The sequence below is a fragment of the Microbacterium sp. 8M genome (assembly GCF_902506375.1).
Classification (GTDB): domain Bacteria; phylum Actinomycetota; class Actinomycetes; order Actinomycetales; family Microbacteriaceae; genus Microbacterium.
Window position 1 is genome coordinate 342,962 of sequence record NZ_LR733284.1, and the last position, 26,002, is coordinate 368,963.

General features: G+C 72.3%; 23 protein-coding genes. 19 read left to right on the forward strand and 4 right to left on the reverse strand.

The features are described 5' to 3' along the window. The first annotated feature begins 43 nt into the window (after positions 1-43). Together AERO9AM_RS01575 and AERO9AM_RS01580 are read left to right on the forward strand one after the other, a co-directional pair. Positions 44-1,273, forward strand: coding sequence for an endo-beta-N-acetylglucosaminidase H (locus AERO9AM_RS01575; RefSeq protein WP_159574585.1), 1,230 nt, complete (start codon positions 44-46; stop codon positions 1,271-1,273). After that, positions 1,270-2,823, forward strand: coding sequence for a family 20 glycosylhydrolase (locus tag AERO9AM_RS01580; protein WP_159574586.1), 1,554 nt, complete (start codon positions 1,270-1,272; stop codon positions 2,821-2,823). Before AERO9AM_RS01575 ends, AERO9AM_RS01580 begins: the two co-directional genes overlap by 4 nt. A gap of 110 nt (positions 2,824-2,933) precedes the next feature. Here AERO9AM_RS01580 and AERO9AM_RS01585 read toward each other — a convergent pair whose 3' ends face one another. After that, positions 2,934-3,518, reverse strand: coding sequence for an HhH-GPD-type base excision DNA repair protein (locus AERO9AM_RS01585; RefSeq protein ID WP_159574587.1), 585 nt, complete (start codon positions 3,516-3,518; stop codon positions 2,934-2,936). An 80-nt stretch (positions 3,519-3,598) separates the two neighbouring features. Here AERO9AM_RS01585 and AERO9AM_RS01590 point away from each other — a divergent pair, with 80 nt between their 5' ends. Next, positions 3,599-4,069 carry an SRPBCC family protein gene (locus AERO9AM_RS01590; protein WP_159574588.1) on the forward strand — a complete coding sequence of 157 codons (471 nt, stop codon included), beginning with the start codon at positions 3,599-3,601 and terminating at the stop codon, positions 4,067-4,069. Between the two features lie 2 nt (positions 4,070-4,071). Then, entirely contained in the window at positions 4,072-5,043 is a 972-nt protein-coding gene (locus tag AERO9AM_RS01595) for a metalloregulator ArsR/SmtB family transcription factor (RefSeq protein ID WP_236602444.1), read from the forward strand. 3 nt (positions 5,044-5,046) lie between these two features. On the opposite strand, the gene arr is transcribed toward AERO9AM_RS01595, so the two are convergent. Then, on the reverse strand, positions 5,047-5,457 hold the full coding sequence (gene arr / locus AERO9AM_RS01600; RefSeq protein ID WP_159574589.1) for an NAD(+)--rifampin ADP-ribosyltransferase: 411 nt from the start codon (positions 5,455-5,457) through the stop codon (positions 5,047-5,049). A gap of 257 nt (positions 5,458-5,714) precedes the next feature. Beyond that, on the reverse strand, positions 5,715-7,055 hold the full coding sequence (locus AERO9AM_RS01605) for a glutamyl-tRNA reductase (RefSeq protein WP_159574590.1): 1,341 nt from the start codon (positions 7,053-7,055) through the stop codon (positions 5,715-5,717). A 234-nt stretch (positions 7,056-7,289) separates the two neighbouring features. On the opposite strand from AERO9AM_RS01605, the gene hemE reads away from it, so the two are divergent. The 11 genes from hemE (at position 7,290) to AERO9AM_RS01660 (ending at position 17,175) form a co-directional block, all read left to right on the forward strand. Continuing rightward, positions 7,290-8,339, forward strand: a complete 1,050-nt coding sequence (hemE, locus tag AERO9AM_RS01610) for a uroporphyrinogen decarboxylase (RefSeq protein ID WP_159574591.1) — start codon at positions 7,290-7,292, stop codon at positions 8,337-8,339. After that, on the forward strand, positions 8,339-9,955 hold the full coding sequence (locus AERO9AM_RS01615) for a protoporphyrinogen/coproporphyrinogen oxidase (protein ID WP_236602445.1): 1,617 nt from the start codon (positions 8,339-8,341) through the stop codon (positions 9,953-9,955). The genes hemE and AERO9AM_RS01615 overlap by 1 nt, the downstream gene beginning before the upstream one ends. A gap of 205 nt (positions 9,956-10,160) precedes the next feature. Next, positions 10,161-10,574, forward strand: a complete 414-nt coding sequence (locus AERO9AM_RS01620) for a hypothetical protein (RefSeq protein WP_159574592.1) — start codon at positions 10,161-10,163, stop codon at positions 10,572-10,574. A gap of 1 nt (position 10,575) precedes the next feature. Further along, entirely contained in the window at positions 10,576-10,980 is a 405-nt protein-coding gene (locus AERO9AM_RS01625) for a phage holin family protein (RefSeq protein ID WP_159574593.1), read from the forward strand. Then, a complete protein-coding gene (locus tag AERO9AM_RS01630) occupies positions 10,970-11,233 on the forward strand; it encodes a hypothetical protein (protein WP_159574594.1) in 264 nt (87 codons plus the stop codon). The genes AERO9AM_RS01625 and AERO9AM_RS01630 overlap by 11 nt, the downstream gene beginning before the upstream one ends. A 255-nt stretch (positions 11,234-11,488) precedes the next feature. After that, positions 11,489-12,193, forward strand: a complete 705-nt coding sequence (gene hemQ / locus AERO9AM_RS01635; protein WP_201298551.1) for a hydrogen peroxide-dependent heme synthase — start codon at positions 11,489-11,491, stop codon at positions 12,191-12,193. Beyond that, positions 12,190-13,236: a hydroxymethylbilane synthase gene (gene hemC / locus AERO9AM_RS01640; RefSeq protein ID WP_201298552.1), complete on the forward strand. Its 1,047-nt coding sequence runs from the start codon at positions 12,190-12,192 to the stop codon at positions 13,234-13,236. The genes hemQ and hemC overlap by 4 nt, the downstream gene beginning before the upstream one ends. Before the next feature lie 11 nt (positions 13,237-13,247). After that, the gene (locus tag AERO9AM_RS01645) at positions 13,248-14,042 is read left to right on the forward strand and encodes a uroporphyrinogen-III synthase (RefSeq protein WP_442923245.1); all 795 of its coding nucleotides are present in this window, start codon (positions 13,248-13,250) and stop codon (positions 14,040-14,042) included. 29 nt (positions 14,043-14,071) lie between these two features. Then, a complete protein-coding gene (gene hemB / locus AERO9AM_RS01650) occupies positions 14,072-15,064 on the forward strand; it encodes a porphobilinogen synthase (protein WP_159577306.1) in 993 nt (330 codons plus the stop codon). Positions 15,065-15,179: 115 nt separating this feature from the next. Further along, positions 15,180-16,502, forward strand: coding sequence for a glutamate-1-semialdehyde 2,1-aminomutase (gene hemL / locus AERO9AM_RS01655; protein ID WP_159574596.1), 1,323 nt, complete (start codon positions 15,180-15,182; stop codon positions 16,500-16,502). Positions 16,503-16,719: 217 nt separating this feature from the next. Next, positions 16,720-17,175: a hypothetical protein gene (locus tag AERO9AM_RS01660; protein WP_159574597.1), complete on the forward strand. Its 456-nt coding sequence runs from the start codon at positions 16,720-16,722 to the stop codon at positions 17,173-17,175. A 191-nt stretch (positions 17,176-17,366) separates the two neighbouring features. Here the strand turns inward: AERO9AM_RS01660 and AERO9AM_RS01665 are convergent, their stop codons facing one another. Then, on the reverse strand, positions 17,367-20,060 hold the full coding sequence (locus tag AERO9AM_RS01665) for an ATP-binding cassette domain-containing protein (protein ID WP_201298553.1): 2,694 nt from the start codon (positions 20,058-20,060) through the stop codon (positions 17,367-17,369). Between the two features lie 110 nt (positions 20,061-20,170). On the opposite strand from AERO9AM_RS01665, the gene AERO9AM_RS01670 reads away from it, so the two are divergent. From AERO9AM_RS01670 to AERO9AM_RS01685, 4 genes are all read left to right on the forward strand, one after another. Further along, a complete protein-coding gene (locus AERO9AM_RS01670; RefSeq protein WP_159574598.1) occupies positions 20,171-21,313 on the forward strand; it encodes an enoyl-CoA hydratase/isomerase family protein in 1,143 nt (380 codons plus the stop codon). Between the two features lie 128 nt (positions 21,314-21,441). Further along, positions 21,442-21,705, forward strand: a complete 264-nt coding sequence (locus AERO9AM_RS01675) for a hypothetical protein (protein ID WP_159574599.1) — start codon at positions 21,442-21,444, stop codon at positions 21,703-21,705. A 201-nt stretch (positions 21,706-21,906) separates the two neighbouring features. After that, positions 21,907-23,634 carry an ABC transporter ATP-binding protein gene (locus tag AERO9AM_RS01680; RefSeq protein WP_159574600.1) on the forward strand — a complete coding sequence of 576 codons (1,728 nt, stop codon included), beginning with the start codon at positions 21,907-21,909 and terminating at the stop codon, positions 23,632-23,634. Positions 23,635-23,672: 38 nt separating this feature from the next. Next, entirely contained in the window at positions 23,673-25,919 is a 2,247-nt protein-coding gene (locus AERO9AM_RS01685; RefSeq protein WP_159577307.1) for an ABC transporter ATP-binding protein, read from the forward strand. Positions 25,920-26,002: the final 83 nt, after the last annotated feature.

Sequence of the window (26,002 nt, forward strand, 5' to 3'; positions counted from 1 at the left end):
GATCCTCCCACCCCATGCAACGAAGCAGAGACGGAGAAAGACCATGAGCATTCCCCGATCCCTCCGGCGCGCTGCCGCCGGCACCGCCGTCGGCGCGATCCTCGCCGCAGCAGTGCTGGCCGCCGTGCCCGCCGCCGCATCGAGCGCGCAGTCCGGCAAGCCGATTCCGCCCGCCCCCGCCGACACGGATCCGAAGCGGGTCGTGTACGTCGAGGTGAACAGCAACGACATGGCGAACGTCGCCGACTACACGCTCGAAGGCTCCCAGCGGCCCGCGTTCGACATGGCGATGATCTTCGCCGCGAACATCAACTACGACCAGGCGAAGGGCGAGGCATACCTGTTCCTCAACGACCGCGTCACGCAGACCCTGCAGGACGCGGAGCACCAGATCCGCCCGCTGCAGCAGCGCGGCACCAAGGTGCTGCTGTCGATCCTGGGCAACCACGAAGGGGCCGGATTCGCGAACTTCCCGTCGCAGGCGGCGGCGAGCGCATTCGCGGACCAGGTCGCGCAGGTCGTGCAGCAGTACGGCCTGGACGGCGTCGACTTCGATGACGAGTGGGCCGAGTACGGCAAGAACGGCACGGGCCAGCCCAATGATGCCTCGTTCGTGCAGCTGGTCACGGCGCTGCGCGCTAAGCTCGGCCCCGACAAGCTCCTCACGCTCTACAACATCGGCCCGTCGGCCGAGCGCACCGTGTACGACGGTGTGCAGGCGGGATCGCTGCTGGACTACGCGTGGAACCCGTACTACGGCGCCTGGGAGCCGCCGCAGATCCCCGGCATCGCTCCCGACCGTGCCGGCGCCGCCGCGATCGATCTCACTCAGCCGTCGCAGCAGGATCTCGCGGCGGAGTACGCGCAGCGCACGGTGGACGAGGGCTTCGGGGTCTTCGTGACGTACAACCTCACCGCCGGTGACCACTCCGCGTTCCTCTCCGGCATCACCCGCCCGCTGACGGGGCACGACACCGCCTACCGCGCCCCCTGGTTCGACGTGAAGGGCGCGGCCGCCGCCACCTGCGCCGGCGGTCGGATCAAGCTCACGCTGACCGCGCGCAACGACGAGTCTTTCCCGCTCGGGATCGAGGCGCAGTCGCAGGCCGGATCCCGCGGTTTCGCGGCGGTCGAACCCGGGGCGAGCCGCACGGTCGTGCAGCAGCCGGCCGCGGGCACAGCGCTGGACGGCACGGCGACGCTGCGGGTGACCGCGGCGGACGGGCGCACTAGCACGATCGAGCTGCCGTACACGGTCCCCGCCTGCTCGTGACCCATCCGGAGCGGAACGACGGGGGCTGGCGGGCGATCCCGCAGCCCACGTCGTTCCGCTCGTCCGGCGGGAGCTGGGCACCGCAGCGGGTGCGGGTCGTGGCGGGCACCACGGCGCTGCGTCGAGAGGCGGCCCGGATCGAGGTCGAACTGGCGGACCTGGGCATCGGGCCGGCGCACGCCGCCGCGGATCCCGCTCTGCGTCTGAAGCTCACGCCGCTGGGCGCTCCCCGGTTCCTGAGTGCCCCTCGGTCCCTGAGCGAGCGCAGCGAGACGAAGGACGCTCGGGAACTGCGCAGCGAGACGAAGGGCCCCCATCCCGACGAGTCGTTCCGGATCCACATCGCCGACGACGTCACGATCACGGCCGCGTCCCCAGCGGGCGTGTTCCGGGCGACCCGGCAGCTGCTGCACAACCTGCGCGCGCAGGGCGCCGTGCCGCGCGGGCACGTGCGGTCCACGCCCGCCGTCGCCAAGCGCGGCCTGCATCTCGACACGGGCCGCAAGCACTACCCGGCGGACTGGATCCTGCAGCAGCTGCACGCGGCGGCCGATGTCGGCGTCAACGTCTTCCAGTGGCACTTCTCCGAGAACGAGGGGTTCCGGCTCGAGTCCGAAGCCTTCCCCGAGATCGTCTCCGCCGAGCACATCGGGCGCACCGAGGCGGCAGAGATCGTGGCCGCCGCGCACGATCTGCACATCGATCTCGTCCCGTCCCTGGACATGCCCGGGCATCTGCGGCACGTGCTGACCGCGCACCCCGAGCAGTGCCTGCCGGAGGTGCCCGGCCTCCCCACCGACCACGCGCTCGACATCACCCGCGAAGAACCGATCCGCTTCGCGCTCGCGCTCATCGACGATCTGAGCGCCGTGTTCCCGCGCAGCGCCCGCTGGAACCTCGGCGGAGACGAGTTCGTCGACTTCGACCGCATGCGGGAGTTCCCCGGGCTCGCGGCCGCCGCGCGGGAGCGGTACGGGCCCGCGGGGACCGGCTTCGACCTTCTCACCGCCTTCGCGAACCGCGTCGCGGCCCATCTGCGCGACCGCGGCCTCGAGGCGCGCGCCTGGAACGACGGCCTGCTGCGCAGCGAGGTCGAGCTCCTGGATCCGGAGATCGTGCTGACGTGGTGGACGAACTGGCACGCGCACATGCGCCCGGTCGCCGATGCGCTCGCCGCGGGGCACCGGATCGTCAACGTCAACGACGCCCTGTTCTACTACGTCCTCGGCGAGAACGCCGGCTACCGATACCCGACCGCCGCGCGGATCTGGGAGGCGGACTGGCATCCGGGGATGTTCCCCGCGCTCTGGGGCCCCGCGGGCCAGAGCACGGTGCCGCAGCAGTTCCCGCGGCCGTACCCGGACTGGCTGCTGGGCGTCTCGTTCGCGGTCTGGTCCGACCGCCCCGAGGCGCAGACCCCCGCCGAGGTCGCCACGGGCATCCGAGCGCCGCTGCGGGCGATGGCGGAGCGGGCGTGGAACGCCGGATCCGCACTGTCCCTCACCGAATTCGAGCAGCTGGACGCCGCGATCGGGGAAGTCCGGGCCTGAACTGCCGTGATCGTATTCAGGTGGATGATGAGAAGCGCCTCGGCAGCGCGATTCGAGGCGCTTCCGCGGAATCCCGCCTGAATCGCGAGCTGTCGGATCCGGTGACCCGATCAGCCCTTGGCGGCGGCCTTCATCGCGCGCTTGTGCTCGCGGACCTTCGCGAGCGACTCCGGCGAGACGATGTCGGCGACCGAGCGGAAGGATCCGGCTTCACCATAGGGTGCCGAGGCCTCCCGCCAGCCCTCTCCGGTGAAGCCGTACTGCTTGCCCAGCAGGGCGAGGAAGATCTTCGCCTTCTGCTCGCCGAAGCCCGGGAGCGTCTTCAGTCGGCGCAGGACCTCGGGTCCGTCCGGCCCGGTCTCCGAGCCTGTCGAAGGACGGGTCCACAGGTTCGCGGCATCGCCGCCCCAGTCGTCCACGAGCGTCTGGCACAGCGTCTGCACGCGCGCCGCCATCGAACCGGGGAAGCGGTGCACCGACGGCGACTGCTTGAACGCCGCGAGGAACTCGTCCGGGTCGTAGGACGCGATCGTCGCCGCGTCGGTCGCGCCGGTGCGCTGCTCGATCTTGAGCGGGCCGGCGAACGCGGTCTCCATGGCGACCTGCTGGTCCAGCAGCATCCCCACGAGCAGGGCGAGCGGGTTCTCGGTGAGCAGGGCGTCGGCGGCGGTGTCTCCGGTGATGTGAAGGGCCATGGATCCAGTCTCCCATCGCGGCAGGATCCGCGAAGAAGAAGTGCTTGACATATTCGTCTAGACGAATGCATCATGGACCCATGAACGAGATCATCGAACGCACCGTCTCCGCCACTCCCGAGCGCGTCTGGGAGCTCTGGACCACTCCCGAGGGCATCTCGCGCTGGTGGGCGCCGGACGGCTTCCGCACCGACGTGACCACTCTCGACCTGCGTCCCGGGGGCGCGCTCGAGTACACCATGACGGCCGTCGCGCCGGAGCAGGTGGCTTTCATGGAGCAGAACGGGATGCCGCTGTCCACGCCGTCGCGCAAGCGCTTCACCGAGATCGAGGAGCCGGACCGGCTCGGCTACGTCTCGATCATCGACTTCGTGCCGGGCCACGACGAGTACGAGCAGCTCACCGAGATCGAGCTGCATCCGACCGACGACGGCGGCACCCGCATCGTCATGCACGTCGAGCCGCTGCACGACGAGGTGTGGACGCAGCGCCTGCTCGCCGGCCGGGCGAACGAGCTCGAGAACCTCGCCGCCCTCGTCGCTGCGGAGTGACCGTGGCCCGATCGTCGTCCGAAGCCGCGGGGCCGCCGGAGCCTGCGGCCGGGCCCGCCGCTGGGCTGGAGCCTGCGGCCGGGTCCGTCGCCGGGTCGGATCCGGCGTCCGCTGCCGGGGTGGAGCGCGAGGGCAGGCCCGCGGCCGGGGCGGATCCGGCGCCCGCTGCGAGCCGCCGGGCCGGATCCCCCGACCCGCAGCGCGCCTTCGCGGCGATGGGGGAACCGACCCGCTACCGCATCCTCGAAGTGCTCGCGCAGGACGCGAGCACCGTCGGCGGGGTCGCGGAGGCGATCGGCGCGCTGCAGCCGCAGACGACCAAGCACCTGCAGGCGCTCGAGGCGGCCGGCCTGATCACGGTGCACAAGCTGGGGCGGCGCCGTGTCGCCCGGCTGGACCGCGCGGCGTTCGCGGCGCTGTCCGCGCACCTGGGCACGTGGGCCCGGGCGCACTCCGACGACGACGCACTGGCCGCCTACGAGCAGGCCATCGCCCGTGAGGACGCGGATCCCGATCGCGCTCGCACGCTGACCCTCCGCGCGGAGGTCCCCGCATCCATCGACGCCGTGTGGCAGGCCTGGACGGATCAGCACCAGGCCGCGCGGTGGTGGGCGCCGTCGCACTTCGAGGTGCGGGAGCTCGCGATCGCGCCGGAGTCCGGTGCGCCCATCCGGTTCGCCCTCGGCGAGCCCGGCGGGGCGACCTACCGCTCTCAGGGGCGCGTGCTCGAGGTCGAGCCGGGCCGGCGCCTGGTGTTCGCGCTCGCGCCGCTCGAGGAGACAGGGAAGGCGCTGTTCGACGCCGTACACACGGTCGAGCTGGACGGCGACGACGCTGTGACGACGGTCGCGCTGCGGATCGACGTCGACGGCATCCGTCCGGGTGCTGCGGCAGCGGTCGCGGGGCTCGAACCCGGATGGACGCAGCTGCTCTCCGGCCTCACGGCGCTCTTCGCCAGCGGATCCGAGGGCTGACAGTCAGTTGATGATCTCGCCGCGCTCGTCGGCGAGGACGGCGGCGAGCCGGTCGCGCCAGGCCTGCAGCGCCTCGGGGCTCAGGCGGGGCCAGTCGTGTACCTCGGCCACCACCCGCAACGGCTCGGTGCTGCGGTAGGAGCGGGTCGGATTGCCGGGGAACTTCTTGTCGGTGACGTTGGGGTCGTCCTCGAACGGACCGGTCGGCTCGACGAGATACACCCGCGGCTCGCCGTCGCCCGCGGCGAGCTCGGCGGCGAGGCCGGCGCCGTCGCGCAGGGCGGTGAAGTAGATGTGGTTCATCACGATCTCGGGGCGGTAGTTCGAGCGGAACCCCGCCGTGAGGAGATCGCCCGGCTGCAGATCCGCCTTGGTGCCGTGGAAGAACGGTCCCTCGTCTGTCACGTCGCTCACCGTCCCAGGCTAACCGGGCGGGGTGCGGTGCGGGCCGGGGGCGGCGCGCCCGGTGCGCCATAGGCCTGGTTGCGCGTTGCGCGGCCGTCGGCCAGAGGGAAAACGTCGCTCCAAGTGGCTCCGGAGCGACGGGATCCATCTCCCCGATCCGCGGGCAGGGCGCTGAAGAGGAAAAACGTCGCTCCGAGCCGTCCGGGAGCAGCGAGATCCATCTCCCCGCTGCGGCCACCGGCGCTGGCCCAGCGCCGAGGGCCTGATCAGGCCGTGGCGGCGTCGTCCTGCGCGGAGTCGCGCTGTGCCGCAGGCTCAGCGGTCAGCCCGTACAGCGTCTCGACGGCCGCGATGAACTCGGCTCCGCGTCCCTGGGCGGCGAGCTCGTGCGCGCGGCTCGTGGGCGTGTGCAGCAGCACGCCCGCGAGGTGGCGCATCGCCTGCTCCACGCGGCCGTCCTCGTCGCCGCGGCGCCGCGCGCGCTCGATCTCCGCCTCCAGCAGGTCGAAGATGTGGCCGCGGAGGGCGACGACGGCCGGGGTGACGCTCTCGCGGGCGCCCACCTCGTGGAACGTCGCGGCCGCGGCGCGCACGATCGACCGTGCGGCGTCGGTGGCCTGGAGCTCCTCGAGCGGCGCGTGCAGACGGATGGTCTCGAGGTCGAGCAGGGCCACGCCCTCCACCTCGGCGACGTCGGGGGAGACATTGCGCGGCATGCCGAGGTCCACGATGAGCTGCGACGGCGCGGATCCGGCAGAGCCATGACCGGGAACCGGGCACTCGGCAGCGGTGGCCTCGGGGGGCAGTGCTGCGAGGGCGGGGCCGCGACCCGCGCGCAGGATCGCGGCGTCGAGCACCGGATGCTCGGCGCTGGTGCACGTGATGACGATCGTGGCGTGCGCCGCGGCGCGGGCGTACTCGGCCTTCGGCAGCGCGCGGATCCCGTGCTTGGCGGCGAAGGCAGCGCCGCGCCCCGAGGGGGAGTGCACGCTGATGTCGGTCGCACCGCGCTCGCGCAGCGTCGCCAGGGTCACCGCGGCGTAGGCGCCGGTGCCGACGAGCAGAACGCGGGCGGCGCTCCAGTCGGCGATGCGGCTGTCGGCGAGCTCGAGAGCGAGGCGGACGAGCGAGCGCCCGGCGCGGCCGAGGGCCGTGTCGTTCTTGACCTTGCGCTGCGCCTCGCTGGCGCGCTGGAACAGCCGCTCCAGTTCGGGGGAGGTCGTGCCGTGCTTGCGGGCGGAGGTGAGCGCCCGGCGCACCTGACCGGCGATCTCGCCCTCGCCTGAGACGACCGACTCCAGGCCCGACGCCACGGCGAACAGGTGCTCCACGACGCGCGGGCCGGAGTGCACCGACGACGACGCGGTGAGGGTGTCGGCGGGGATCCCGCTGCGGTCCGAGACGGTGCTCAGGATCCGGGCCACGTCGTGCTCGTCCGCCGTGCCCTCGACGTCGACATAGGCCTCGAAGCGGTTGCAGGTCGCGAGCACGACGGCGCCCTTGGACCCCTCGGCGAGGGATCCGGCCAGGTCATCCGGGGTGCGACTGAGTCGTTCGAGGAGGTCGAAGGGGGCCGTCTTGTGATTGGCCGTGACGCAGAGCAGCACCCTGTGAGTTTACGCGCCGTGGGCTTTGCGGATCCTGGAAGCGGTCCCGGGACGACAGGCACGGAGGGAGCGTCGTCGGAAAACGGCGGGGGGTCACGGCGTGTCGCCCGACGCGGGCGACGTCGGCATGCGCGACACGCGACCCCGCCCCCGTTTTCCGACCAGCAGCGCCTCGAAGGCAGGACCGGATCCGCGTCCATCCGCCGCTAAGCAGGCGTCGGGGAGAATGGATCCATGCCCCTCGACGACGCCCCGCTGCTGCGCGCCCTTGCCGGAACCCGCCCGGAGACGACCCCGGTGTGGTTCATGCGGCAGGCAGGGCGCTCGCTGCCCGAGTACCGCGACCTGCGCGTGGGCACCCGCATGTTGGACGCGTGCCTCACCCCCGACCTGGCGGCGGAGATCACGCTGCAGCCGGTGCGCCGGCACGGCGTCGACGCCGGCATCTTCTTCAGCGACATCGTGGTGCCGCTGCGCCTCGCCGGCGTCGAGGTCGAGATCGAGCCCGGTCGCGGCCCGGTGTTCGCCGACCCGGTGCGCACGGCGGCCGACGTCGCCCGGATCACGGCGATCGATCCCGCATCGCTCGACACGACGCAGATCGAGGAGGCCGTGCGGCTCGTCGTCGCCGAACTCGGCGACCGCACGCCGCTGATCGGCTTCGCCGGCGCGCCGTTCACCCTCGCGGCGTACCTCGTCGAGGGAGGCCCGTCGAAGGAGCACCTCCGCGCGCGGGCGATGATGCACACGGATCCGGAGTCGTGGAACCGGCTCGCGGGCTGGCTCGCCCGGGTGTCGCAGACCTTCCTCGCGGCGCAGCGTGCGGCCGGGGCGAGCGCCGTGCAGCTGTTCGACTCGTGGGCGGGATCTCTCAGCCCCGCCGACTACCGCACCTTCGTCGCGCCGCACTCGGCGGCCGCGGTGGAGGGCATCGGCGCTCCGGTGATCCACTTCGGCGTCGGCACAGGGCCTTTCCTCGCCGACATGCGCCTGGGCGGGCGCGCCGACGCGGTCGGTGTCGACTGGCGCCTGCCGCTGGACGAGGCTGCGGCGCTGCTCGGCCGCGACGTCACCGTGCAGGGCAACATCGACCCGGCGCTGCTGACGGCGCCGTGGGCCGTGCTGGAGGCGCACGTGCGCGACGTGCTGCAACGCGGCACGGCGGCGCGCGCGCACATCCTGAACCTCGGGCACGGCGTGCCGCCGGAGACGGATCCCGCCGTGCTCACCCGCATCGTGGAGCTCGTTCACGCCGTGCGCGCCGAGCCCGTCGGGGCGCTGTGATGACCGACCCGCGTGAGGTGCCCGGCGACGCGCGCGCGGTGCCCGGCGACTCGATGGCGGTGTCCGGCGAGCCCTCCCTGGGCGGCGCGCCCGCCGAGCCCGACGGGGACATGCCCTCCCGGGCCGGTGCGCCCGCCCCCGAGCTGGCCGAGCGCGCCGCACGGCTGCGGGTCGCCGTGATCGGCGGGGGCATCGCCGGCCTCGTCGCGGCCGAGTCCATCGCGGCGATCGGCGCGCATGCGACCGTGTTCGAGGCGCAGGGCCGCGCCGGTGGCGCCGTGCAGGCGGGCGAAGCCGACGGGCTCGTGTTCGACGCCGGGGCGGAGAGCTTCGCGGTGCGCGGCGGCCACGTGCGCGCGCTCATCGAGGACCTCGGCCTCGGCGGCCGCGTGGTGTCGCCCGAGCCCGGCGGCGCGTGGGTCGCGGGCATCCCTGGCGGCGCGGCGCCGCTGCCCAAGGGCGGGCTGCTCGGCATCCCCGCCAACCCCTTCGCGGAGGACGTGCGCCGGGTCATCGGCTGGCGCGGCACCTGGCGCGCATGGGTCGACCGGCTGCGGCCGCCGCTCACGATCGGACACGACCACAGCCTCGGCCGGCTCGTGCGCAAGCGCATGGGCGCCCGCGTGCTCGACCGCCTCGTGGCGCCCGTCAGCACCGGCGTCTACTCGGCGCACCCCGACGACATCGACGTCGACGTCGCCGCGCCAGCGCTGAATGCAGCGCTGACCCGTGCCGGCTCGCTCTCCGGTGCCGTCGCCGAGCTCACCGGCGGATCAGGGCGCGCCCCGGGGGCGGCGGTGCAGGGGATCGACGGCGGCATGGCGGGGCTCGTGGACGCGCTCATCGCGCGCATCGAGCTGCTCGGATCCGAGCTGCGCACGGCCGCCCCGGTCGAGCGCCTCGACCGCGACGGCGAGGGATGGTGCGTGCACCTCGACCCGTCGGCGACGCCGATCGAGAACGACGATGACCGGGACGACGCGCGCTCGAACGCCGGATCCGAGGAGCCCGCACGCTTCGATGCCGTGATCGTCGCCGCCGACGAGGCCACAGCCCGTCGCCTGCTCGCGCCGCACGTGCCGGAGCTCGCCTCCGTGGCGGCCGGATCCTCTCCGCGCATCGAGATCGTCACCCTCGTGCTCGACGCCCCGGAGCTCGACGCCGCCCCCCGCGGATCCGGTGTGCTGACCGTTCCCGGGACCCACACCGCCAAGGCCCTCACGCACAGCACCGCGAAGTGGGCGTGGCTGCGGGAACGGGCCGGATCCCGGCACGTCGTGCGGGTGTCGTTCGGATCCCAGGGTGAGGAGCCGGCGACCGCTGGGCTCGACGACGAGGCCGCGGCGGCGCTCGCGCTGGCCGAGGCGTCCGCGCTGCTCGGCGTCGCGCTGCGCCCGGAGCAGTTGCGCGGCAGCCACCGCTCCCGCTTCGTCCAGGCGCAGCCCTCCGCGGTGCTCGGGGCCGCCGAGCGGAGGGCGGCTGCGGCTGCGGCCATCGCCGCGGTGCCCGGCATCGCCGCGACCGGGGCGTGGCTGAGCGGCACCGGGCTCGCGCAGGTCGTCCCGCACGCGCGCACCGAGGCGGAGCGGATCCGGCACGCGCTGCTCTGGGGCTGAGCCCACCCCAGCACGTGTTCAGGTCGCGATTTCGGCTCCAACCGGTGCCGGGAAGCGCAGATTTCGCGACCGGAAGCCCGGATCCGGGACGGTGAGACGCGGATCTGGAGCGGGCGGCGCCGGAAATCGCGGGATAGATGCCGAGAACGGCATACAGGGTTACGCTGGAGGTCCGGAAAGACCGACCACAACGTGAGGGGACCCCATGAAGGGGAAGATCGGACTCGTCGTCGGACTCGGCGTCGGCTATGTGCTGGGCACCCGTGCAGGGCGGGAGCGGTACGAGCAGATCAAGAAGCAGTGGCTCAAGGTGTGGCACCTCGACCCGGTGCAGGCGCAGGTGCACAAGGTGCAGGACTTCGCGAAGTCGCAGGCCGCGGCCGTGCCGCAGGCGCTGTGGACCGGCGCGGTCAAGATCGTCAAGGCCGCGACCTCCGACGGCACGCCCGGCCAGCGCGTGGACTCGACGATCGCCAGCGGCAAGACGGTGGCAGCCGAGGTCAAGCAGGCCGCGGAGGAGACCGTCGCCGCCGCGGAGGCGACGGTGGCCGCGGCCGAGGGGAAGCCGCGTTCGACCGCTCGCAAGAGCGCGCCGAAGAAGCCCGCCGCAGGGGCCTGACATGGTCAAGGACTACCGGGACCGGGCCGACGACAGCCTGCTGACTCTGCTCGGCGATCTGCCCGAACTCGTCACCAACCTCGTCAAGGCGGAGATCGACGCGGCGAAGACCTGGGTCGCGCGCACCTCGAAGGACGCCGGGATCGGCAGCGTCTGGTTCCTCGTGGCGCTGTTCTTCCTGTTCTGGGCCGTGCCGGTCGTGCTGGTGTTCGCGATCGCCGGGCTCTCGTCCTGGTTCCCGGTCTGGCTCTCCGCGATCATCACGTTCGGGATCCTGCTGCTCGCGGTGCTCGTGTTCGCATTGCTCGGGATCCTGAAGTTCCGCAAGGTGCTGCGCCGGGAGAACCCCGCGCAGGCCGTGGCCACCGACGTTCGCATCGTGAAGGAGGCCGGCGATGGCCGTTGATCCCGTGAACATCCCGCGCACCGCGGTGCCCGCAGGCATCGTCGACCCCGTCGCCTCGGCGCGCGCCGAGCTGAAGGCGGCCCTGCTCGCCATCGAGGACAAGACCAACGTGCCGCGTCAGCTGCAGAAGGCCGGTGGCAGGGCGCGCACGTTCGCGCAGCGCAACCCGGTCGGAGCCGTCGCGGCGGCCGTCGGCGTCGCCGCGGTGGTCGGCGGACTCGTCTGGGCGATCGCCCGCAGCATCGCGCGCTGACCCGACGGCGGTCCAGGCTGCGCTCCGCGCGCTGACCCGATAGCGGGTCCGCCCCGCTCTCCGCGCGACGATCTGCACATCCCGTGACGCTGTGCACAGGGGTCCTGCGCGATCCTGTGCCGATCGTCGCACCGTGTGCTGATCGTCGCGCGGAGTGCTGATCGTCGCGCGCGGATCCGGGATCGTCGCGCGCGGATCCCGCCCGGATCCGTCATCCGCTCCTGCCGCATAGGCGGAGGGGGCAGACTGGTAGCCATGGCTGAAGCTGCAGAAACACCCGTGCTCGCCGCCGACTCCGACGCCTCGCCGCAGGGCTACACCCTGTGGGCTGTCTGGCGTCGCGACCCCGCCGCACCCGTTCTCGAGACCGACTCCACCGAGCTGGAGGACATCGTCCGCCACATCGAGGACGGCGGCATCAGCGTCCGCGGCTTCTACGACGTGTCCGGCCTGAAGGCCGACGCCGACCTCATGGTCTGGCTGCACGGCCCGAGCCCGGAGGAGCTGCAGAAGGCGCTGCGGCGTCTGCGCCGCACCGAGCTGCTGCGCACCCTCCTGCCCACCTGGAACGTGATGGGCGTGCACCGCGACGCCGAGTTCAACCGCGCGCACGTGCCCGGATTCCTCCGCGGCGTCGAACCCAAGGGCTGGCTGTGCCTGTACCCGTTCGTGCGCACCCCGGAGTGGTACCTCATCGAGGAGGACGAGCGCCGCCGCATGCTGGCGGAGCACGGACGCAAGGGCGCCGCGTTCCGCGGGGTCATCGCCAACACCGTCGCCGCGTTCGCGCTGGGCGACTACGAATGGCTGCTGCCGCTCGAGGCCGACGACCCCACCGAGCTGGTCGACCTCATGCGCGACCTCCGCTACACCGATGCACGTCGGTACGTGAAGGAGGAGGTGCCGTTCTACACCGGCCGCCGGCTGCGCCTCGATGAGGTCGCCGAGGTGCTGCAGTGACCTCTGCCGCCGGCACGATCCGTCTCGGCACCCGCCGCAGCGCGCTCGCCCAGGCGCAGTCCGGGCAGGTGGCCCGGGCCCTGGAGGAGGTCTCCGGCCGCCGCGTCGAACTCGTCCCCATCACGAGCGAGGGCGACACGAACCGCGCATCGCTCAGCGAGATCGGGGGCCGCGGGGTGTTCGCCACCGCGCTCCGCGAGGCGCTGCTGCGCGGCGAGTGCGATTTCCTGGTGCACTCCCTGAAGGACCTCCCCACCGCCGTGCCCGAGGGGCTCGTCATCGCGGCCACCCCTGCCCGCGCCGACGCTCGGGACGTCGCGATCACTCGCGACGGGACGCCGCTGCACGAGCTGAAGAGCGGATCCGCGATCGGCACCGGCTCGCCGCGCCGCATCGCCCAGGTGCACGTGCGCAACCCGCACCTGCACACCGTGGACCTGCGCGGCAACGTCGACTCCCGCGTGCAGCGGGTGGCGAAGGGCGAGCTCGACGCGGTGATCCTCGCCGCCGCCGGCCTGTACCGGCTGGGCGACGCCCATGAGGAGAGCGGTGTGCTCGGCGACCTCAGGGCAGAGCCTCTCGGCCTCGCCGAGTGGCCCACCGCGCCGGGGCAGGGCGCGCTGGCCGTGGAGACCACGGCCGATGCGCCGGCCGAACTGAGGGCGGCGCTGGCCGCGCTCGACGACGAGGCGACGCGCATCGCGGTGACCGCGGAGCGGGCCGTGCTGGAGGGACTGGACTCGGGGTGCCAGGCGCCGATGGCCGCGCATGCCGAGCTGTCCGGCGGCGACCTGCGGGTGCGCGCCGTCGTGTACGCACCGCACGACGGCTGGCGCATCGGCATCGACGTCACCGAGGCCCTGCGTCCAGGAAGCGTTGAGGCGGCGGGCCTGGCCGAGGAGTATATTCATCGGGACGGCAGGGGCAACGGTGCGGACTCTGCCGATGGTGCAGACCCGATCTCCGCAGCTCGTGAGATCGGGTTGTCTGTTGCCCGTCGGCTGCTCGAACGCGGAGCAGCGGACCTTCTTCCGCGCCCCTGAACCCGATGATGATGACTGAATCGAAGCAAGAGGCCAAGCCGCTCACCGGCTGGCGCGTGCTCGTACCGCGCGGCGGTCCCTGGGGCGACGGCGTCGCCGCGAGCCTGCGGGCCCAGGGAGCGGTGCCCGTTGTCGCGCCGCTGATCAACTTCGCGCCCACCAATGACCAGGCGGCGCTCGACGACGCGCTCGTGAAGCTCGGGGCCGGCGAGTTCGACTGGCTCACCGTCACCAGCGCCACCACCGTGGACGTGCTCTTCGCGCACCGCGCCGAGATCCCCGCGTCCACCAAGATCGCCGCCGTCGGCGAGACCACGGCCGCCGCCCTGATGGCGGTGGGCTACCACGTCGACCTGGTGCCGGAGGACGACAACTCCGCCGAGGGGATGGCCAGGCAGCTCATCGCCCTCGAGCCGGAGCCCAAGCGGATCCTGACCCTGCGCAGCGAGATCGCGAAGCCCCTGCTGACCAAGTCGCTCAAGAAGGCCGGGCATCACGTGTCCAGCGTGGTGGCCTACCGCACGGTGGGTGTGCCGGTCACCGAGCGGATCATGCGCGACGTGCAGAACGGGCGCATCAACGCGATCCTCGTCACCAGCGGCTCCGTGGCACAGCAGGTGCGCGAGCAGTTCCCGGACATCCCGGACACGACGCTGCTCGCGGCGATCGGTCCGCGCACCGCGAAGGACGCGAAGAAGGCGGGCCTGCCGATCACGGTCGTCGCCGACGCGCAGACCGTGGACGCGCTCATCGACGCGGTCTCGCACTTCACCCTTCCGCACGCGGCAGACGAGTTCGCGCCGTGACCGGCGGACTCCGCCCGGCGGCAGCCGGGCTGGGCGCGTCGGCCGGCTACCCCGACGTCCGTCCCCGCCGGCTGCGCCAGTCGGCCGCGGTGCGCTCGCTCGCCCGCGAGACGGACGTGCTCCCGCGGCACCTCGTGCTCCCCGCCTTCGTGCGCGAGGGGATCACCGAGCCCACGCCGATCGGATCCATGCCCGGCGTGCAGCATCACACGGTCGACTCGCTGCGCCGCGCCGCCGTGGAGGCGGCCGAGGCGGGCGTCACCGGGATCATGCTGTTCGGCGTGCCCGCCGTGCACGACGCGATCGGATCCGGGGCGGATGACCCCGACGGGATCCTGAACGTCGCGACCGCCGCGGTCGCCGCAGAGGTGGGCGACGCGCTCGTCGTGCAGACCGACCTGTGTCTGGACGAGTTCACCGATCACGGTCACTGCGGCGTGCTGGCCGCCGACGGCTCGGTCGACAACGACGCCACCCTGGAGCGGTACGTCGCCATGGCACTCGCCCAGGCGCGTGCCGGATCCCAGCTGCTCGGCCTGTCGGGCATGATGGACGGCCAGGTCTCCGTGGTGCGCCGCGCGCTGGACGCCGAGGGCTTCCAGGACGTGCTGCTGCTCGGCTACGCCGCGAAGTTCGCGAGCGCCTTCTACGGCCCCTTCCGCGAGGCCGTCGACTCCCAGCTGACCGGCGACCGCCGCGCCTATCAGATCGACCCGGGCAACCGGCGCGAGGGCGTGCGCGAGGCGCTGCTGGACGAGGCCGAGGGCGCCGACGTCGTCATGGTGAAGCCGGCGATGGCGTTCCTGGACGTGCTGCGCGAGGTGCGCGACGCCGTCCACGTGCCGGTGTGGGCGTACCAGGTCTCCGGCGAGTACGCGATGATCGAGGCCGCCGCCCGCAACGGCTGGCTCGACCGGGAGCGCACGATCCTGGAGTCGCTGCTGTCGATCCGCCGCGCCGGAGCCGACGCCGTGCTGACCTACTGGGCGACCGAGGCCGCCCGCTGGATCGCCCGCGGCTGAGCCGGCCGTCGTGCTTTCGAAGCGCGCAAATGGTTGGATCCGGGGCCCGGATGGAGCCGATTGCGCGCTCTGAAACGATGAGGAGCGGCACAGGCTCCCTAGGAAGAATGGATCCATGACCGACCGCAATGACGACCTGTTCGACGCCGCCCGTGCCGTGATCCCCGGCGGGGTGAACTCGCCCGTGCGCGCCTACGGCTCGGTCGGCGGCACGCCGCGGTTCCTGGCGAGCGCCGAGGGCGCCGCGGTCACCGACGCCGCGGGCAACCGCTACCTCGACCTCGTCGCCTCCTGGGGGCCGGCCCTGCTCGGGCACGCTCACCCCGAGGTCGTCGCCGCGGTGCAGGAGGCGGCGACCCGCGGCCTGTCGTTCGGAGCGCCGACCGAGGGCGAGGTCGAGCTCGCCGCGCTCATCGCCGACCGCGTGCGGCACGGCGATCAGCGCCCCGTCGAGCGCGTGCGGCTCGTCTCCACCGGTACCGAGGCCACCATGACGGCGATCCGGCTCGCCCGCGGCGTGACCGGGCGCGACCTCCTGGTCAAGTTCGCGGGGCACTACCACGGCCACTCCGATGGGCTGCTGGCCGCGGCCGGATCCGGCGTCGCCACGCTCGCCCTGCCCGGATCCGCGGGCGTCCCGGCGCCGATCGCGGCGCAGACGCTCGTCATCGACTACAACTCCCCGGAGGCGCTCGAGGCGGTGTTCGCCGAGCACGGCGACCGCATCGCGGCGGTGATCGTCGAGGCCTCCGCGGCGAACATGGGCGTGGTCGCCCCGGAGCCGGGCTTCAACCGCCTCATCGCGGAGAGCGCGCACGCGCACGGCGCCCTCATGATCCTGGACGAGGTGCTCACCGGTTTCCGCGTGCACTCCGCGGGCTTCTGGGGTCTGCAGCAGCAGGCCGGCGAGCAGTACCTGCCCGACATCATCACGTTCGGCAAGGTCGTGGGCGGCGGGATGCCGCTCGCGGCCCTGGGCGGCCGCGCCGAGGTCATGGACCAGCTCGCGCCGACCGGGCCCGTCTACCAGGCCGGCACCCTGAGCGGGAACCCGCTCTCGGTCGCCGCGGGCCTGGCGACCCTGCGGCTCGCGACGCCCGAGGTGTACGCCGGGATCGACGCCGCGGCCGCGCGCCTGTCCGCGGCGCTCGACAGCGCGCTCACCGCGGCGGGCGTCGTGCACGCGGTGCCCCGCGCCGGCAACCTGTTCGGGGTGGCGTTCGCCGAGGCGGCGCCGCGCGACTACGCCGAGGCGCAGGCGCAGCAGGCGTTCCGCTACGCCCCGTTCTTCCACGCCATGCGCGAGCAGGGTGTGGCACTGCCGCCCAGCGTGTTCGAGGCGTGGTTCCTCACCGCGGCGCACGGCGACGCCGAGCTCGCTGCGATCGAGGCGGCGCTCCCGGTGGCCGCCGAGGCCGCGGCCGGCGCGACCGCCTGACAGACGCCTCTGCCGGGCTGGTGCAGCGGGCCGCCGGGCACGATTCAGGCCGGAAGGTACCGGAGACGCAGATTCCGGCACCGTCGGTGCCGACCGATACGACTCGGCCTGAGTTGTGGACGCGGTCCTGGACATTGCGGATCCTCACCAGGCGATCGTTGCCGTCCTGTGAGATGCCTCGCGGGCGAATCCGGGACGACGCTGGCAGACTGGAGGAATGGTGACGTTGCTGCTGGACCGGACCCGCCTCGAGGTGGAGCTGTCTCCGCTCGAGCGCGCCGTCTCGTTCCGCCGCGACAACCTGCACATCGACCGCGAGGCGATCGTCAAGGTGCAGCTCACGGATGACGCCTGGACCTGGTTGCGCGGCGTAGGCAGCCCCGGTACCCATGTGCCGCTCGTTCTGGCGGCGGGCACCTGGAAGTCCGCGAACGGCAATGACTTCGTTCTGATCCGGCGGCACAAGCCGAGTGTGGTGATCGATCTCGAGGGTGCGGAGTTCCAGCGGCTGATCCTCACCACCCGGCACGGTCTGGCGCTGGCGCAGGCGCTGCGCCTCGACGCGACGAGCGAGCTCGCCGAGGTCACCGATATCGCCGCCACGGGCGCGATCCCCGTCGTCGAACCGGCGCCTCCGGCCCGCAAGCGCAAGCCCGCGGTCCGCCCGGCCTGAGCCCGCGTCGGGCGCGCCGCGTGGCGCGCTCTCGTCGTGCGTGGCCGCCTGGGTACGGTGCGCCGCGCCCCGCGTGCGTGCGGCCCCTGCCCGCGTGCGCGCGGTCCGCGGGGTGCCGACCCCGGCCGCCCGGAGAACGCCGAAGCGGCGACCGTCCTCAGACGATCGCCGCTGCGCACGCTGGTCCCGGGTCAGCCCCCGTGGTGCTCGTGGTGCTGGTCGCCGTCGTGGTGCTCGCCGTGATGGTGCTCGTCGCCGTCGTGACGATCGCCGTCGCGCCGCTCGTCGCCGTGCCCGTCGTCACCGTGCCCGTCGTCGCCGTGCTGCTCGTCACCGTGCTGCTCGTCACCGTGCTGCTCTGCGCTCGGCTGTTCCTCGGCGTCCTCATCGCGGGTGGGCCCGGGGGTGTACGAGGGAGCCTCGTCGGTGAAGAACGCCCGCGCGGCCGCGGCCAGCGACGCACTGACGGCGGCGGCACGCGGATCCTCGTCGTGGTGGATCTCGCCCTGCGTCACGTCGTCCTCGAGGTCATCGTCCTCCGCGGGGGTGTCGCCGAGGACGACCTGGATCTCCTGGGTGCGCCCCTCCTCGAGCGCTGCGAAGATCTCGATGCCCGCGATCTCGGTGGTCTCTGTGGTCGGCTCGGGCGTGACGAACTCGTCCTCGGCGGGCGGGGTGGTGATCACCGTGGTCGCGGCGGTCGGGGCGTCGTCCCGCCCGCCGTCGTCGACGGCGTCGCGCGGCGCCTCGTCGCCCTGCGCCTGGTCGCCCTGCGCGGCATCGTCCTGCACCTGGTCGCCCGGCGCGGCGTCGCTCTCGCCGTCCTCGCCCTCCGTCTCGCCATTCGGCTGCACAGCGGACGGCACGCCCGTGATGAGCTCGTCGAACGACACCGGGGTCGCGGCGGACGGGATGGTCAGCGCGGCGGTCTCGAAGGAGCCGAGCGCAACGCCCTGCTCGTCCGTTCCCTCGGCGGCGTGCGCGAGCGGAGCGTCGGGACCCTCGCCGGAGCCGTCCTGCTGATCGTCGGCACCCTCAGCCTCGGCGGCGTCGGCGTGCGGCTCGCCGGGCGTGTAGTCGGCCACGATCGGAGCGGTGAGCGCGACCCCCGCCGCGATCGCGCTGTTCTCGTCCGTCGGCTCGGCGCCGCGGTCGTCCGCGTCAGCCTCCTCGATCTCGCCGGTGTCGTCGCCACCGGTCTCGTCGCTCTCGGATCCGTGCGACTCGTCTGAGTCGTCCGACTCGGGCTGCGCGCCTTCGACATCGGGCCCCGCGGCCGTCGCGCCGGCAGCGCTCTCGGCCTCGTCGGAGGAGCGCTCGCTGATCTCGTCCGAGGCCCCGGCCTCGTCGGAGGATCGCTCGCCCGCCTGGTCGGCGGCACCCTCGGGTGCCTCGCCCGCCGGCGCCTCGGAGACCTCATCCGCAGGCGTCTCGGACGCCTCGGTGGCGGAACCCTCGGGCCCCTCGTCCACCGGCGCCTCCGAGTCACCTTCGGAATCCGCGCCCTCGCCCGCGGCAGCCTCCTCGCCGGCGGCGCTTTCCGCGGCGATCGCGTCGCCGGCGGAGTCCTCACCCTCAGCGGCGCCTTCGCCCGTTCCCTCGGCCTCGGCGCGCTCCGCGTCCTGGGCGCTCTGCGCGGCGGCGAACTCGGCCGCCTCACGGCGCGTGGTCGGGATCGCGACGGTGCCGGCATCGGCCGGGGCCGACCCGAACAGGCCTGCGACCCCGGCGCCCGCGGCGGCGACCACCGGTGCGGCGGTAGCAGTGCCGAACAGCCCGGCCGCGGGTGCGTCACCCTCGGCGGTAGCGGGCTCGTCGGCGCCCTGGGCGGAAGGGGCTCCGTCCGCGCCGCCGCCGACGGTCGAGCCTTCGGAAGCGGCGCCCCCGTCGGAAACGTCGGCAGAGCCCTCGGAAGCAGCGCCCCCGTCAGAGCCGTCCGCGGCGCCCGCGTCGGCCGCGGTCAGCACGGGGATCGACCCGGTGAGCGGGTCGCGGCGGCCGTGCACCAGATCGAGGAAGACCTCCTCGAGGCTCGGTCCGCGCTGCTGCAGCGTGGTGAGTGCGAGCCCGGCCGTGGCGGCGATCGCACCCACGGCGGCCGCGTCCGTGTTGTGCACAGTGAGGCCCGAGCGCAGCACGTCGAAGCTCAGTCCGGCATCGCGCAGAGCGGCCGTGAGGGCGGCGCGGTCCTCGGCATCGACGATGACGGAGCCCGTGGTCGGATCCGACAGCTTGCCGATGCTGTCGGCGTACACCAGGCGGCCCTTGGAGAGCACGAGCACGTTGTCCGCGATCTGCTCGATCTCGCTCAGCACGTGCGAGGACACCAGCACCGTGCGGCCCTCGTCGGCCAGACGGCGCATGAGCAGGCGCATCCAGCGGATGCCCTCGGGGTCGAGGCCGTTCGCCGGCTCGTCGAGCACGAGCGCGCCCGGGTCGCCGAGGAGGGCGCCGGCCACGCTCAGGCGCTGCCGCATGCCGAGGGAGTAGGCGCCGATGCGGGTCTCGGTCTCGTTCTGGAGCCCGACGAGGGCGAGCACCTCGTCCACGCGGGAGAGCGGGATGCCGTTCGCCTTCGCGGCGATGGTCAGCTGGCGGGGCGCGGTGCGCCGAGGGCGGTAGACCGCCTCCTCGAGCACGGATCCGATGGTGCGCAGCGGGTGGCGCAGTTCGGAGTGCGGCACGCCGCCGATGGTCGCGGTGCCGGAGGAGGGGCGGATCTGCCCGAGCAGCATCCGCAGCGAGGTCGTCTTGCCGGCGCCGTTCGGTCCGAGGAACGCGGTCACCGCACCCGGCTCGATGCGGGCGGAGAGGTCGTCGACGGCGGTGAGTACGCCGAAGCGCTTCGTCGCATGCGAGAACTCGAGCACTTGTCCGTCGGTCATCCGCGGCCTCTCATAGATACAGCAGTACCCCTCTATCCTGCCGGATGGGGAGTGAAAACGCAGGTTGATCCGGGCCATTCCGGCTGATTGCGCGGGGTAACGTGGCATCCGTGAGCACTGTCGAAGACGCCCCGTCCGCCGCCGTCGAACCCGAGGTGCTCGTGCGCACCGAGGGGGCGCTGGGCCGGATCACGCTGAACCGGCCGCGCGCCCTGAACGCGCTCAACGTCGGGATGATCCGCGCCGTGCACGCGGCCCTCGACGCCTGGCGCGACGACAGTGATGTGGAGATCGTCCTCATCGACGGCGCGGGGGAGCGCGGCCTGTGCGCCGGCGGTGACGTGCGCGCGCTGCGGGAGCAGATCCTCGCCGGCCACAGCGAAGACACCGTGGAGTTCTTCCGCGAGGAGTACGCGATGAACGCGGCCATCGCGGAGTACCCCAAGCCGATCGTCGCGATCGCCGACGGCATCACCATGGGCGGCGGCATCGGCGTCGCCGGTCACGCCGCGATCCGCGTCGTCACGGAGCGCTCGCAGCTCGCGATGCCCGAGGTGCGCATCGGATTCACGCCCGACGTCGGCGGCACCTGGCTGCTCGCCCACGCGCCCGGCCGCCTCGGCGAGTACCTGGCGCTGACCGCCGGCACGATGGACGGCTCCGACGCGCTCTACGCCGGGTTCGCCGACTTCTTCGTGCCGTCAGAGCGCCTCGACGCGCTCCGCGACGCCCTCGCGCATCGGGCGGATCCCACTGGGCCGAGCGAGATCGTGATGCTGTTCGACGAGACGCCGGACCCCTCGCCGCTCGCGGCCGCGCGGGCCTGGATCGACGAGGCGTTCGCCGCCGGAACCGTGCCGGAGATCATCGCCCGGCTGCGGGCGACGCCGGCCCCGGAGCCGGGCCCACGCGCCCCGGAGGGGGGCGTGGGGCGCGAAGGGGTCGGCTCGGCGCCCACGCCCGCTGCCATCGCCGACCTCCTCGACTCCCTGGCGCCCACGGCGCTCGTGGTGACGCTCGACGCCGTCCGCGAGGCCCGCGCGATGGGCTCGGTGCGGGAGGCGCTGGCCGGCGAGTACCGCCGGGTGCTGTGGTTCGTGCACCACCACCCGGATCTCGTCGAGGGGATCCGCGCGCAGCTCGTCGACAAGGACCGCAATCCGAGGTGGGATCCGCAGACCCTCGCGGACCTCGCCCCGGACGCCGCGGACGCCGCCCGCGACTACGTGCCGCCGGTTCCGCTCTGGGGCTGATCCGGTCCGCATCGCCACCCGGTCCGGCGAGTTGTACACGGATCCTGGGACCGTCACCGCGGCACGACCGCGGGCTCCTATCGTTGCTGGCGGCGCGACCACGATGCGCGCAGAATGGGGGAGTGCACATGTCGGTGGAACTCGTGGGAGTCGTGATCGCGGCGTCCGCCGTGCTCGTCACACTCGGGATCGGCCTTTTCGCGGGGTTCGCCTGGGTCGTGCGCAGGATCGACAGGGTTGAGGACAAGCTGTCCGCGCGTTTCGACGGCGTGTCCGCGCGTTTCGACGGCGTGTCCGCGCGTTTCGACGGCGTCGAAGCCGAGCTCACCGAGGTCAAGATCGCGATCGCTCGCCTCGAAGGCCCGCGGCCGCACCTCATCCTCGGGCGCTGAGGCCGAAACCGCCAGTTCTTCGCCCGGATCCGGAAATAGCACCCGAGCAGGGATTCGTTCGCCCTCAGCGAAGATCGTCGCGGATCCTCCTCATGGGGGATGTGAATGTCCGAGCCGCGTGGCAGGGTGTGTCGTGGCCGATTTTCGGCTCATCCCTCTTCTTCCCTCCGGGAAGTCCGCTCCCACAAGGAAAGTGCGCCTGTGCTCGGAAAGATCCTGTTCCGCTACCTGTCGCGGTACAAGTGGCTGCTGCTCGGCGTGCTGGTGTTCCAGTTCGCCAGCGCGCTCGCCTCGCTGTACCTGCCACGGCTCAACGCCGACATCATCGACAAGGGCGTCGCGCGCGCCGACACCGGGTTCATCTGGTCGCACGGCGTCCTGATGCTCGCCGTGTCGCTCGGCCAGATCGTCGCCTCGATCATCGCCACCTACTTCGCGGCGCGCGCCGCGATGGGCGCCGGCCGCGACATCCGCGCCGACGTGTTCTCCCGCGTCAGCGGCTTCTCCGAGCGCGAGGTGTCGCAGTTCGGCGCCGGATCCCTGATCACCCGCAACACGAACGACGTGCAGCAGGTGCAGATGCTGGCGATGATGGGCTCCACGATGTTCGTCACGGCTCCGCTGCTCGCCATCGGCGGCATCGTCATGGCGGTGCAGACGAACCTGCAGCTGAGCTGGCTCATCGCGGTCTCGGTGCCCGTGCTGCTGATCGTCGCCGGCATCATCATCGGCCGCATGGTCCCGCTGTTCCGCAGCTACCAGGGCAAGCTCGACAACGTCAACCGCATCATGCGCGAGCAGCTCACGGGCGTCCGCGTGGTGCGGGCGTTCGTGCGCGAGCGCATCGAGGAGGAGCGCTTCCGCGGCGCGAACACCGACATCATGGTCGTCGGCCGCAACGTCGGATCCCTGTTCGTGCTGCTGTTCCCGCTGTTCATGCTGATCCTCAACGTCACCATCGTGGGCGTGATCTGGTTCGGCGGCATCGAGGTCGACAACGGAAACGTCGAGGTCGGCACGCTGTTCGCGTTCATGCAGTACATCGGCCAGATCATGATGGGCGTGATCATGTCCAGCTTCATGGCCATGATGATCCCGCGTGCGGCGGTCTCCGCCGAGCGCGTGGGCGAGGTGCTCGACGCGGAGCAGACGATGGCGCGGCCGGTCGACGGCGTGGTCCGCTTCCCGGCCCCGGGGGCGGTCGCGTTCGACGACGTCGAGTTCACCTACCCGGGCGCGGAGTCGCCGGTGCTGACCGGCATCAGCTTCGGCGCGGAGCCCGGCGAGACCGTCGCGATCGTCGGATCCACCGGTGCGGGCAAGACGACGCTCGTCTCGCTCATCCCTCGCCTGTTCGACGTGACCGGCGGCGCCGTGTCCGTCGGCGGCACGGACGTGCGGGAGGCCGACGTCGACGCGCTGTGGCAGAGCATCGGGCTCGTGCCGCAGCGGCCGTTCCTGTTCAGCGGCACCGTCGCCTCCAACCTGCGTTTCGGCCGGGAGGACGCGACGGACGACGAGCTGTGGGCCGCGCTGGAGATCGCCCAGGCGAAGGACTTCGTCTCGGAGATGCCGAAGGGGCTCGACTCGCCGATCGCGCAGGGCGGTACGAACGTGTCCGGCGGACAGCGTCAGCGCCTGGCGATCGCCCGTGCGATCGTGCACCAGCCGGAGATCCTCGTGTTCGACGACTCGTTCTCGGCGCTCGACCTCACCACCGACGCGCGGCTGCGCCAGGCGCTGTGGCGCGAGCTGCCGCACGTGACGAAGATCGTCGTCGCGCAGCGCGTGTCGACCATCACCGACGCCGACCGCATCGTCGTGCTCGAGGGCGGCACCATGGTCGCCGTCGGCACGCACGAGCAGCTGCTCGAGACCAGCGAGACCTATCGGGAGATCGTCGAGTCGCAGCTGGGGGTGGACGCATGAGCGACAACGTGGACAAGAAGGCGGCGCGCGCTGCCCGCATGGAGGCGCGCCGCGCCAAGTACGCCGGCGCCGCGACGGCGACCGCCGAGATGACCGACGAGGAGCGCGAGGAGCACGAGCGCGCCGAGAAGGCGCGCCTGCAGGGCGGCGGCATGTTCGACGGCCCCGCACCGGGCAAGGCGAACCAGTTCGGGCCCAGCTTCAAGCGCATGATCGGGCTGCTCAAGCCGAGCGCCGTGTGGTTCGTGCTGGTCTCGGTGTTCGGCGCCATCGGCGTCGTGCTCTCGGTCGCCGCGCCCAAGGTGCTCGGCAACGCCACGAACATCATCTACGAGGGCGTGATCTCCAAGACGCTCGGGCAGCCCAACGGCGACTTCCCCGGGTTCCCGGAGGGCACGCCGAAGAGCCAGGTGGTCGAGACGCTGCGCCAGGCCGGCCAGAACCAGTTCGCCGACATGGTGGCCGCCTTCGGCGACTTCCGGGTCGGCGACGGCATCCACTTCGAGCAGTTGCGCTGGGTCATCACCGCGGTGCTGGCGATCTATGTCGGCTCCGCACTGCTGAGCTGGATCCAGGGCTACGTGATCAACGTGATCATGGTGCGCACGATGTGGCGTCTGCGCGAGCAGGTCGAGGCGAAGATCAACCGCCTGCCGCTGTCGTACTTCGACAAGGTGCAGCGCGGTGAGCTGATCTCGCGCGTCACCAACGACATCGACAACATCACGCAGACGATGCAGCAGTCGCTGTCCGGGGCCCTCACGTCGGTGCTCACCGTGATCGGCGTGCTGATCATGATGTTCTCGATCTCGTGGCAGCTGGCGCTCGTGGCGCTCGTCGCATTGCCCCTGATGGGCGTGATCTTCGGTGTCGTCGGCCCGCGCTCGCAGAAGGCGTTCGGGATCCAGTGGAAGAAGGTCGGCCGCCTGAACGCCCGCGTCGAGGAGGCCTTCTCGGGTCACGCGCTCGTCAAGGTGTTCGGCCGCGAAAAGGATGCGCTGGAGAAGTTCCAGAGCGAGAACGAGGAGCTGTACCAGGCCGCGTTCAAGGCGCAGTTCCTGTCCGGCATCATCATGCCCGCGATGACGTTCGTCGGCAGCCTGACCTACGTGGGCCTGGCCGTCCTCGGCGGACTCATGGTCGCCAGCGGTCAGATCCGACTCGGTGACGTGCAGGCGTTCATCCAGTACTCGCAGCAGTTCAGCCAGCCGCTCAGCGAGCTGGGCGGCATGGCGGCGGTCGTGCAGTCGGGCACCGCCTCGGCCGAGCGGGTCTTCGAGCTGCTGGACGCGGAGGAGCAGGATCCTGATGCCGAGGACGCACCCACCGTCAGCGACGGCCAGGGCGTCATCGAGTTCCAGCACGTCGCGTTCTCGTACACCGAGGACCGCCCGCTGATCACGGATCTGTCGTTCCGGGTGGAGCCGGGCCAGACGGTCGCGATCGTCGGCCCGACGGGTGCCGGTAAGACCACGCTGGTGAACCTCATCATGCGGTTCTACGAGCTCAGCGGCGGCCGGATCCTCCTGGATGGACAGGACATCGCCGAGATGACCCGTGAGGACCTGCGCGCGCGCACCGGCATGGTGCTGCAGGATCCGTGGCTGTTCGCCGGCACCATCCGGGAGAACATCCGGTACGGCAAGTCGACGGCCACCGACGAGGAGATCATCGAGGCGGCCAAGGCGACCTATGTCGACCGGTTCGTGCACGCGCTTCCGGAGGGCTACGAGACGACCCTCGACGAGGACGCGTCGAACGTGTCCGCCGGTGAGCGCCAGCTGATCACGATTGCCCGCGCGTTCGTCGCTCAGCCGTCGATCCTCATCCTGGACGAGGCCACGTCGGCCGTCGACACCCGCACGGAGCTGCTGCTGCAGCACGCCATGGCGGCGCTGCGGCACGGTCGCACGTCGTTCGTGATCGCGCACCGCCTGTCCACGATCCGCGACGCCGACCTGATCCTGGTGATGGAGCACGGCGACATCGTGGAGAAGGGCACGCACGAGGAGCTCATCGCGGCCGAGGGCGCGTACTGGCGGCTGTACCAGTCGCAGTTCGAGCAGGCCGCGAGCGACGCCGACGCGGAGGCTGCGCTGGTCACCGGGACCGTCACGGTTCCGGTCGAGGGCGCGTCGGGCCCCGACCTCGCCGAAGGGGCAGCGGCCGGTGCGGCTGCGGTCCCCGGTGCCGGCTCTGCTCCGGTCGCCGTCGCCGAGCGCATCGCCGAGTCGGCGGAGGCGCCGGACGCCCCGGCGGCCGAGTCCGGCGACGACAAGGTCTGACCCGCGGTCCCACGACCGAGCGCCGTCGTCCTGAATCCAGGGCGGCGGCGCTTCGTCGTTGTGCCGTCCAGTGGGCGCGAGGT